The organism is Acidovorax sp. KNOB132, assembly GCF_057541515.1.
Window position 1 is genome coordinate 1 of the sequence record NZ_BAAJYT010000160.1, and the last position, 8,835, is coordinate 8,835.

At 68.4% G+C, this 8,835-nt stretch carries 9 protein-coding genes and 1 pseudogene; 9 read left to right on the plus strand and 1 reads right to left on the minus strand.

All coding sequences use genetic code 11. From position 1 onward, the window contains the following. Positions 1 to 70 precede the first annotated feature (70 nt). The 4 genes and pseudogenes from AC27IO_RS17160 to AC27IO_RS17175 all read left to right on the plus strand — a co-directional run. A pseudogene (locus tag AC27IO_RS17160) lies at positions 71 to 646 on the plus strand (acyl-CoA dehydrogenase family protein); the annotation flags it as partial. A 195-nt stretch (positions 647 to 841) separates the two neighbouring features. Continuing rightward, positions 842 to 1,801, plus strand: a complete 960-nt coding sequence (locus AC27IO_RS17165; RefSeq protein ID WP_487091021.1) for an ABC transporter substrate-binding protein — start codon at positions 842 to 844, stop codon at positions 1,799 to 1,801. 344 nt (positions 1,802 to 2,145) lie between these two features. After that, positions 2,146 to 3,213: a methionine ABC transporter ATP-binding protein gene (locus AC27IO_RS17170; RefSeq protein ID WP_498739847.1), complete on the plus strand. Its 1,068-nt coding sequence runs from the start codon at positions 2,146 to 2,148 to the stop codon at positions 3,211 to 3,213. A 1-nt stretch (position 3,214) separates the two neighbouring features. Beyond that, entirely contained in the window at positions 3,215 to 3,880 is a 666-nt protein-coding gene (locus AC27IO_RS17175) for a methionine ABC transporter permease (protein WP_272547794.1), read from the plus strand. A 66-nt stretch (positions 3,881 to 3,946) separates the two neighbouring features. Here the strand turns inward: AC27IO_RS17175 and AC27IO_RS17180 are convergent, their stop codons facing one another. Continuing rightward, entirely contained in the window at positions 3,947 to 4,720 is a 774-nt protein-coding gene (locus tag AC27IO_RS17180) for a GNAT family N-acetyltransferase (RefSeq protein WP_498739848.1), read from the minus strand. 131 nt (positions 4,721 to 4,851) lie between these two features. On the opposite strand from AC27IO_RS17180, the gene AC27IO_RS17185 reads away from it, so the two are divergent. The 5 genes from AC27IO_RS17185 (at position 4,852) to AC27IO_RS17205 (ending at position 8,665) form a co-directional block, all read left to right on the plus strand. Then, entirely contained in the window at positions 4,852 to 5,649 is a 798-nt protein-coding gene (locus AC27IO_RS17185) for a MetQ/NlpA family ABC transporter substrate-binding protein (RefSeq protein ID WP_317357890.1), read from the plus strand. A 235-nt stretch (positions 5,650 to 5,884) separates the two neighbouring features. Beyond that, positions 5,885 to 6,364 (plus strand): rhodanese-like domain-containing protein, encoded by a 480-nt coding sequence (locus tag AC27IO_RS17190; protein ID WP_498739851.1) that lies wholly within the window; start codon positions 5,885 to 5,887, stop codon positions 6,362 to 6,364. 69 nt (positions 6,365 to 6,433) lie between these two features. Further along, positions 6,434 to 7,333: a serine O-acetyltransferase EpsC gene (gene epsC / locus AC27IO_RS17195; RefSeq protein WP_498739853.1), complete on the plus strand. Its 900-nt coding sequence runs from the start codon at positions 6,434 to 6,436 to the stop codon at positions 7,331 to 7,333. Positions 7,334 to 7,402: 69 nt separating this feature from the next. Continuing rightward, a complete protein-coding gene (locus AC27IO_RS17200) occupies positions 7,403 to 7,672 on the plus strand; it encodes a helix-turn-helix domain-containing protein (protein WP_272569047.1) in 270 nt (89 codons plus the stop codon). Positions 7,673 to 7,732: 60 nt separating this feature from the next. Further along, complete coding sequence (locus AC27IO_RS17205) at positions 7,733 to 8,665, plus strand: family 2A encapsulin nanocompartment shell protein (protein WP_272547788.1); 933 nt, start codon at positions 7,733 to 7,735, stop codon at positions 8,663 to 8,665. Positions 8,666 to 8,835 lie beyond the last annotated feature (170 nt).

Sequence of the window (8,835 nt, forward strand, 5' to 3'; positions counted from 1 at the left end):
CGCGCGCGGCGGGCTGCCGGCCACCGTGGCGCGGCGCACGGCAGAGGGCTGGCGGCTCAGCGGGCACAAGGTGTACAGCACCGGCGCGCCGGCGCTGCGCTGGTACGTGGTGTGGGCGCGCACGGACGATGCCGAGCCGCGCACGGGCTCCTTCCTCGTGCGGGCCGGCCAGCCCGGTGTGCGCATCGAGCCCACATGGGACCACCTGGGCCTGCGGGCCAGCGGCAGCCACGATGTGCTGTTCGATGAGGTGGCGGTACCCGCCGGCCACGTGCTGGAGCTGCGGCTTCCCAAGGACTGGGCGCGCGGCGAGCCCGCCATGCAGGCCGAGATGGCGGTGATGCTGGGCTCGCTCTACACCGGCGTGGCCCGCGCGGCGCGCCACTGGCTGGTGGGTTTTCTGCAGGAGCGAAAGCCGGCCAGCCTGGGCGCGCCGCTGGCCACGCTGGCGCGCGCGCAGGAGGCGGTGGGCCGCATCGAAGGCCTGCTGTTCACCAACGACCGGCTCATCGCCGGGCTGGCCGCCGCGCTCGACACCGGCGCTCCGCTGCCCTCCGAGGAGAGCGGGCTGGTCAAGGCCACCACCACCCACAACGCCATCGAAGCGGTGCAGTCGGCCCTGGCGCTGACCAGCAACCACGGCCTGGCGCGCAAAAACCCGCTGGAGCGCCACCTGCGCGACGTGCTCTGCGGGCGCGTGCACACCCCGCAGGACGACAGCGTGTACCTGGCGGCCGGGCGCGCGCGCTGGGGCTGTGATCGCTGGCGCGCGGGGCGCGGTGGCGCCGTCTCCTTCCTTTTCCTCAGCCTTTTTTCTTCCCTTTCAGAACACGGAGCTTCCATGGCCTTGCAACGGCGACATTTCCACCGCTTCATGACGGCCTCGGTGGCCGCGGCGTCCTTTCTCTCACCCGTGCTGGGTCACGCGCAGCAGCGGATCGCACTGCGCGCGGGCGACCAGAAGGGCGGGCTGCGCGCGCTGCTGGAGGCGGCGGGCGAGTTGAAGGGCCTGCCCTACGACATCCAGTGGAGCGAGTTCCCGGCCGCCGCCCCGCTGGCCGAGGCGCTGAACGCGAACGCGGTGGACTTCGGTCCCATCGGCGACGCGCCGCTGCTCTTCACCCTGGCGGCCGGCAGCCAGGTGCGGGCATTCGCCGCCAACCGCTCCGACCCGTACGGCACGGCGGTGCTGGTGCGGCCCGACTCACCCTTGAAGACGGCGGCCGACCTCAAGGGCAAGCGCATCGCCACCAACCGCGGCTCCATCGGCCACTTCGTCACGCTCAAGGCGCTGGAGTCCGCGGGCCTGAAGGGTGCGGACGCCGACGTGCGGTTCATCCCGCCGGCCGACTCCAAGCTGGCGCTCACCCAGGGCTCGGTCGATGCCTGGGCCACCTGGGAACCGTACACGGCACTGGCCGAGACGAGCGGGCACGCGCGGGTGCTGGTCAACGGGCGGGGGCTGTCGAGCGGGCTCAGCTTTCTCGCGGCCACGCAGGGGGCGCTGGACACCAAACGCGAGGCCCTGCGCGACTTCAAGGAGCGCGTGGAGCGCGCGCAGCTCTGGTCGTACCGCAACGCCCGGCCGTTCGCCGAATCGCTGTCGCGCATCATCGGCATCCCTGTGGAGGCGGCGCAGCTGCAGTTCGAGCGCCGCGCGACGAAATGGGTGGACATCGACGCCGCGGTGGTGGCCGACCAGCAGCGCACGGCCGACTTCTACCTGGGGGCCGGGCTGCTGCGCCAGCGGCTGGACGTGCGGCAGACCTTCGATACGGGGTTCAACCGGGGCCAGGCGTGAGCCGGGGCCTTGGCTGGGGTTTTGGGTGAAAAATGCCTCCGGCACAATATCCACTAGGGCATATTGCTATGAAATAAATAGCAATCGAATCCACCCGGTGCAGGTTGGGCGCGGGTCGAGGCCCGCTGCGACCCACCGCCCGGCCATCCCGAACGGCCCAAAACCCCAGCGCGGGAAAAGATCGTTTTGCCACGACTTCGGCGCGGCTACATAACCGCAATGTCTTAGCACCCAATTTCAGGGTCGTTGGCGTTTGGGGTGCAAGCCCGTACATTCCCGCATCCGCATTTTTCCTTTTCAGCGCCGCCGCGGCCCGCGGGCCCCGGTGGCGCCATGGCATTTTCATGATCGATTTACGGGGTATCACCCAGATTTACCAGGGCTCGCAGGGGCCGGTGGAGGCGCTGCGCGGCATCGACCTGCACATCACGCCGGGCGAAGTGTTCGGCATCATCGGGCGCAGCGGCGCGGGCAAGAGCTCGCTGGTGCGCGTCATCAACCTGCTGAACCGGCCCACCCGGGGCGAGGTGATCGTGGCGGGTCGCGACCTGACCCGGCTCAATGATGCGCAGCTGCGCGAGGCGCGGCGCGAGATCGGCATGGTGTTCCAGCACTTCAACCTGCTGTCCTCACGCACGGTGTTCGAGAATGCGGCCCTGCCGCTGGAGCTGGCCGGCATGGACAAGGCCGCCATTCGCGGCCGGGTCGATCCGCTGCTGGACCTGGTGGGCCTGTCGGCCCTGCGCGACCGCTATCCGGCGCAGATCAGCGGCGGGCAAAAGCAGCGCGTGGGCATCGCCCGGGCGCTGGCCAGCCGGCCCAAGGTGCTGCTGTCGGACGAGGCCACCTCGGCGCTCGACCCCGAAACCACCCGCTCCATCCTCGCGCTGCTGCGCCAGGTGAACCAAGAGCTGGGCCTGACGGTGGTGCTCATCACCCACCAGATGCAGGTCATCAAGCAGGTGGCCGACCGCGTGGCCGTGATCGATGCCGGCCGCATCGTGGAGCAGGGCCCGGTGCTGGAGGTGTTCACCCGGCCCCAGCAGCCCATCACCAAAAGCCTGATCGACGAGATCGTGCCGCAGGAACTGCCCGCCAGCGTGCTGGACCACGTGCGCCACCTGGCGTCGCAGCTGCGGGCTGCGGGCCAGGGCGGCGTGGGCCAGCTGCTGCGCCTGTCGTATGCCGGCGAGCGCGCCTACCAGCCCATCCTGTCGCGCCTGATCCGCGAGCACGGGCTGGACCTGTCGATCCTGCACGGGCAGATCGACGAGATCCAGGGCCAGACCTTCGGCTCGCTCGCGGTGTATGCCAGCGGCGATGCCGCGCGGCTGGCCACGGCGATCGCGCAATTGCGCGCCGAGGGGGTGGTGGTGCAGGAAGTGCAAGCGAGCGAAGAGAGTGGGGCCTGAGATGTTCGAGAATTTTTCGGAAATGATGCTGGAGCTGTTTGCCACCTCGCTGTGGGAGACGGTCATCATGGTGGGCATCTCTGGGGTGGTCGGCGCGCTGCTGGGCATCCCGCTGGGCGTGTTCCTGCGGCTGACCGACCGCGGCGGCGTGCTGGAGAACGGCCCGCTGAACAAGACGGTGGGCTGGATCGTGAACGCCGTGCGCTCCACGCCGTTCATCATCCTGCTGGTGGCGATCATCCCGTTCACGCGGCTCATCACCGGCTCGTCCATCGGCACGGCCGCGGCCGTGGTGCCGCTGACGCTGGCCGCGGCGCCGTTCGTGGCGCGGCTGGTGGAAGCCTCGCTGCGCGAGGTGGACAACGGCCTGATCGAAGCAGCCCAGGCCATGGGCGCCACCACCGGGCAGATCGTCTGGAAGGTGCTGCTGCCCGAGGCGCTGCCCGGCATCGTCGCGGGCCTGACCATCACCTTCGTCAGCCTGACGGGCTACTCGGCCATGGCCGGCGCGATCGGCGGCGGCGGCCTGGGCGACCTGGGCATCCGCTACGGCTACCAGCGTTTCCTGCCCGACGTGATGCTGGCGGTGGTGGTGGTGCTGATCTTCTTCGTGCAGGCCGTGCAGAGCCTGGGCGACTGGGCGGTGCGCCGGCTGAGCCACCGCTGAGCGGCCCGCAGGGAGGGCGCCCGGGCCGGATCGCGTGGTCCGGCGGCGGCCACCACCAAAGGTGGGTCAAGGGTGCGCCAGCACCCGGTAGTGGTAGCGGTAGGTGTCGGTGAACCCCAGCGTGGCGTACAGCCGCCGGGCCGTGGCGTTCTCGCCGCGCACCTGCAGGTAGGCCGAGCCCGCGCCGCCCGCCTGGCCCCACTGCATCAGCGCCTGCACCAGCGCGCGCCCGTGGCCCTGGCCTCGGTGCCCGGGCGCCACCACGATGTCGAACAAGCCGACGGCCCCGCGCTCGCGCACGCCCAGGCCGAAGCCCACGGCGTGGCCGTGCTGGCGCACGGTGGCGAAGGCGCAGGGCAGGGCGATCGACTGCACCATGGCATGGTGCGTGGCGTGGTGCGCCGCTGCCACGCCGTTGGCGGCGGCGAACCCGTCCAGCCATTCAGCTGTCGGCGCTTGCGCGATTTCCACCGAGGGCTGCGGCTGTGCGCCCTCCGGCAGAGGCGCCTGCATGACCCACGTGGGCTCGAAAAGCGCATAGCCCGCGTCCTCCAGCGCCTGCTCGGCGCTGGCGCTCACCATCGGCGAGATCCGGAACACGGGCCGAAGGCCCTGGCTGGCGTAGAGCGCTTGCGCTGCTTCGAGCACGCCGTCGAACGGCATTCCGGGCTCCAGCGCATTGACCGAATTGGCCCGCTTGGTGAAACCGCCGGACAGGCGGAACACCCAGCCCTGGTGGAAAACGGTCTGGCGGGCGGGCCAGGCATTGAAGGCGCGTTCTTCCAGGGCGCGCACGGTGGGCAGGTCGAAATCCGGAGCAGAGGTGGCTTGGGAAGGCATGCAGGATTTATAGCAGCGCCATCTGCCCTTGTTTTTATGTCCACCCGTAGTAAGGAAATGAAAACGTATTCTTATGGGTTTTATAAGGCAAACCCTAAGATGCAGACATCTCTTCTCAAAAGGTGTTTTCCGTGAACAAGCGTTTCCTGCTGCAATCGACCCTCGCCCTGGCCTTGGCCGCTGGCTTCCAAACCGGCGCGCTGGCCCAGGACAAGCCGCTGAAGATCGGCGTCACCGCCGGCCCGCACGCGCAGATCTTCGAGCAGGTCAAGAAGGTCGCTGAAAAGGACGGCCTCAAGCTCCAGATCGTCGAGTTCAGCGACTACGTGCAGCCCAATGCGGCGCTGGCGTCCGGCGACCTGGATGCCAACAGCTACCAGCACAAGCCCTACCTGGACGCGCAGGTCAAGGACCGCGGCTACAAGCTCGTGTCGGCGGGCTACACGGTCAACTTCCCGATCGGCCTGTATTCCAAGAAGGTCAAGAAGCTCGAAGACCTGAAGGAAGGCGCCAAGTTCGGCATTCCCAACGATCCGACCAACGGCGGCCGCGTGCTCCTGGTGCTGCAGGACAAGGGGCTCATCAAGCTCAAGGAAGGGGCCGGCCTGAAGGCCACGCCGCTGGATGTCGCCTCCAACCCCAAGAAGCTGAAGTTCGTCGAACTCGATGCCGCGCAGCTGGCCCGCTCGCTGGACGATCTGGACGCCGCCGCGGTCAACACCAACTTCGCGCTGTCCGCCGGCCTGAACCCCGCCAAGGACGCCATCGCGCAGGAGAGCGCCAAGAGTCCATACGTCAACCTGATCGCCGTGCGCGAGGCCGACAAGGACAAGCCCTGGGTCGCCAAGCTCGTGAAGGCCTACCAGTCGGAAGAAATCCGACAGTACATCCAGACGGAATTCAAGGGCGCCGTGCTGCCGGGCTTTTGATCGGCCCGCGTTCGATCAAGCCGCCAGCGCCTTCCCGGGTGCTGGCGGCTTTTTTCATGGCTGCGGGGCGCCGAGGTGGACCGTCAACGAGTTGCTTAGATGTTTTTCGATGGAGAAACCGATTTTTTTATTCGTTGGATTCGCGCCGGCGCGGTTCTACATTGGCTTGGACGGCCAGGCCCCGCCAAACGGGCGGCTGCAGCCACCCATTCACACAGGTCCAAAGGAACGATCCATGTCCACCGCTGTGCAAGACACCGAACTGCCCACCGCATTGCAAGCCGCCCACAACGACGCCCAGGCCTCGGGCCTGGCCCACGCCGGCGGCGTGCCACCCACGGTTGCGTGGGACCTGTTCACCTCGGGCCAGGCCCTCCTGGTGGATGTCCGGTCGGGCGAGGAGCGCAAGTTCGTCGGCCATGTGCCGGGCAGCCTGCACGTGGCCTGGGCCACGGGCACGGCGCTCACCCGCAACCCCCGCTTCGTGCGCGAACTGGAGGCCGCCATCACCAAGGCCGCCACGCGCGATGCCCCCGTGCTGCTGCTGTGCCGCAGCGGCAAGCGCTCGGTGCTGGCGGCCGAGGCCGCGGCCAAGGCGGGCCTGCAGAATGTCTTCAATGTGGCCGAGGGCTTCGAAGGCGAGATCGACGATCGCCAGCAACGCGGCGCGTCGGATGGCTGGCGCTATCACCGCCTGCCCTGGGTGCAGGACTGATGGCGGCCTCGCGGCCCCACCAGCGGCCCGCTGAGGGCCGCCATTTTTCATCCCAGGCAGGAGGCCTTGATGGCTGTCTTCGAGATCGATCACATCGTGCAGTCGCTGCACGCCGTCCGCCGCGAATGGCGCGATTCCCAAAAGCGCTCCCAGGAACCCGGCGGGCGCGAATTTCCGTCGCGCGATGCGCTGGCACAGGCGCTGGAGCAGCTGAAGGGCGCGCTCTTTCCCATGCGTCTGGGGCCGCACGACCTGCGCCAGGAAAGCGAGGACTGGTACGTGGGCCACACGCTCGACCTGGCGCTGCACACCTTGCTGGCGCAGATCCGGCTGGAGCTGCGCTACGTCGCGCGCCAGCAGGGCACGGGCGACGGCACGGCCATCGAGCCGCAGGCGCTGGAGGCCGCGCAGGCGTTCGCCGCATCGCTGCCGGACATCCGCCGCCTGCTGGACAGCGACGTGCTCGCCGCCTACCAGGGCGACCCCGCCGCGCGCAGCGTGGACGAGGTGCTGCTGTGCTATCCGGGCGTGCTGGCCATGATCCACCACCGCATCGCGCACCGCCTCTACACGCTGGGCCTGCCGCTGCTGGCGCGCATCGTGGCCGAACTGGCGCATGGCCAGACCGGCATCGACATCCATCCGGGCGCGCAGATCGGCGCGGGTTTTTTCATCGACCACGGCACGGGCGTCGTGATCGGCGAGACGGCGGTGATCGGCGAGCGCGTGCGCCTGTACCAGGCCGTCACGCTGGGCGCCAAGCGCTTTCCCACGGATGCCGACGGAACTCTGCAGAAAGGTTTGCCGCGCCATCCGATCGTGGAGGACGACGTGGTCATCTATGCGGGCGCGACCGTGCTGGGCCGGGTCACTCTGGGGCGTGGGGCAGTCATCGGCGGCAACGTGTGGGTCACCCATGACGTGCCGCAGGGCGGCAACGTCACGCAGGCGGTGTCGCGAGAAGGGTAGGTGCGGCGCAGCCCCCGAAAACAGGGCGCGGCGCTGCCAAGGCATCAGCAAAAAGAAACAGGGAAACGCATGTCTGTACTGATCAAGAACTTCGGGGTCGCGGTGCGCCAGTCGCGCGAGGCGCAAGGCTGGTCGCAGGAACGGCTGGCCGAGCATTCGGACCTGAACCGCTCCTACGTCGGGGAGATCGAGCGGGGCGCCGCCATCGCCTCGCTGCTCACGGTGGAAAAGCTGGCCGGCGCCCTGGGCGTGCGGCCCTCGGCGCTGGTCACGCGGGGCGAGTCGATCGGCCATGCGAATCTCGTGCGGGGACTGCAATTGACGGCTATAGCCTGTTGAGCGATGCGCTGGAAGCTTTGACACTGCCCAGGCTTTCTTCAACAACGCACGGAGTTCTCCATGTCTGCAACTGTGGGCGGTACGACCGCCTTGGGTGACAACGCCGCACGGCAATTGGCCAACGCGACCAAGACGGTCCCCCAACTCGAAACCATCAGCCCCCGCTGGCTCACGCACCTGCTGCAATGGGTGCCGGTGGAGGCGGGCATCTACCGCCTGAACAAGGTCAAGAACCCGGAATCCATCCGCGTCACCTGCACGGCCAAGGAAGAAGAAAACCAGCTGCCGCGCACCTTCGTCGATTACGAAGAAAACCCGCGCGAATTCTTCCTGAACGCCGTGAGCACGGTGCTGGACGTGCACACCCGCGTGTCGGACCTGTACAGCAGCCCGCACGACCAGATCAAGGAGCAGCTGCGCCTGACGATCGAGACGATCAAGGAAAACCAGGAAAGCGAACTCATCAACAACCCCGACTATGGCCTGCTGGCCCAGGTGACCGACGCGCAGCGCATCTTCCCGCTCACCGGCGCCCCCACGCCGGACGACCTGGACGAGCTGCTCACCAAGGTGTGGAAGGAGCCCGCCTTTTTCCTGACCCACCCGCTCGCCATTGCCGCCTTCGGCCGCGAGGCCACGCGCCGCGGCACGCCGCCACCCACGGTGAGCCTGTTCGGCTCGCAGTTCATCACGTGGCGCGGCATTCCGCTCATTCCGTCCGACAAGGTGCCGGTGGCCGACGGCAAGAGCAAGATCCTGCTGCTGCGCGTGGGCGACAAGCGCCAGGGCGTGGTGGGCCTGTTCCAGCCGGGCCTGGCGGGCGAGCAGGGGCCGGGCCTGTCGGTGCGCTTCATGGGCATCAACAACCACGCCATCGCGTCCTACCTGATCTCGCAGTACTGCTCGCTGGCCGTGCTCACCAGCGATGCGCTGGCCGTGCTGGACGATGTCGAGGTGAACAAGTACCACGACTACCCGGACACCTACAAGTGAAGCGCAAGGAGCGGCCATGACCCTCGCTTCCTTCTCGCCGGGCGCCGACGCGTCCGGCGCCCCCATCGACCCGGCGCTGATCGCGCGCATGGCCAATGCCCTGTTCTCGGCGCTGCCGGGCGAGGCGGCATCGCCTGCGGGCGTGCACTCCGCGGGCGGCCTGCCCTCGG

Excerpts from the sequence above, each read along its gene's own strand:
- AC27IO_RS17165 (WP_487091021.1), top strand. The coding sequence starts at position 842 with ATGGCCTTGCAACGGCGACATTTCCACCGCTTCATGACGGCCTCGGTG.
- AC27IO_RS17170 (WP_498739847.1), top strand. The coding sequence starts at position 2,146 with ATGATCGATTTACGGGGTATCACCCAGATTTACCAGGGCTCGCAGGGG.
- AC27IO_RS17175 (WP_272547794.1), top strand. The coding sequence starts at position 3,215 with ATGTTCGAGAATTTTTCGGAAATGATGCTGGAGCTGTTTGCCACCTCG.
- AC27IO_RS17180 (WP_498739848.1), bottom strand. The coding sequence starts at position 4,720 with ATGCCTTCCCAAGCCACCTCTGCTCCGGATTTCGACCTGCCCACCGTG.
- AC27IO_RS17190 (WP_498739851.1), top strand. The coding sequence starts at position 5,885 with ATGTCCACCGCTGTGCAAGACACCGAACTGCCCACCGCATTGCAAGCC.
- epsC (WP_498739853.1), top strand. The coding sequence starts at position 6,434 with ATGGCTGTCTTCGAGATCGATCACATCGTGCAGTCGCTGCACGCCGTC.
- AC27IO_RS17200 (WP_272569047.1), top strand. The coding sequence starts at position 7,403 with ATGTCTGTACTGATCAAGAACTTCGGGGTCGCGGTGCGCCAGTCGCGC.
- AC27IO_RS17205 (WP_272547788.1), top strand. The coding sequence starts at position 7,733 with ATGTCTGCAACTGTGGGCGGTACGACCGCCTTGGGTGACAACGCCGCA.